Origin of the sequence: Pseudoalteromonas sp. SG41-1, from assembly GCF_014164575.1 — a bacterium.
Classification (GTDB): Bacteria; Pseudomonadota; Gammaproteobacteria; order Enterobacterales; family Alteromonadaceae; genus Pseudoalteromonas; species Pseudoalteromonas rhizosphaerae.
This window is the reverse complement of record NZ_JACJFL010000125.1, coordinates 1-370: the sequence shown is the minus strand read 5'-3', so window position 1 is coordinate 370 and position 370 is coordinate 1. Positions and strand designations below refer to the sequence as shown.

Sequence of the window (370 nt, the reverse complement as noted above, 5' to 3'; positions counted from 1 at the left end):
ATACTGGACTTGAACCAGTGACCCTCGCCTTGTAAGGGCGATGCTCTCCCAACTGAGCTAATCACCCACATATAAATTAAAACGCTACTATTAAAATAAATAGTACTGGACTTTAACCAGTGAACTTCGCCGTTACTTGTAAATAGCGGTGATGCTCTCTTTGTTCCAACTGAGCTTGTGACTCATATTACAAATTTAAAACATGCAACTACTAATATAATAACAGGTTCTATATGTGGTGGGTGATACTGGACTTGAACCAGTGACCCTCGCCTTGTAAGGGCGATGCTCTCCCAACTGAGCTAATCACCCACATATAAATTAAAACGCTACTATTAAAATAAATAGTACTGGACTTTAACCAGTGAAC

Annotated in this window: 1 tRNA gene; it reads right to left on the bottom strand. The window is 39.5% G+C overall.

Going from position 1 to position 370, the window contains the following annotated elements:
• Positions 1–236: 236 nt before the first annotated feature.
• Positions 237–312, bottom strand: a tRNA-Val gene (locus tag H5203_RS22575).
• Positions 313–370 lie beyond the last annotated feature (58 nt).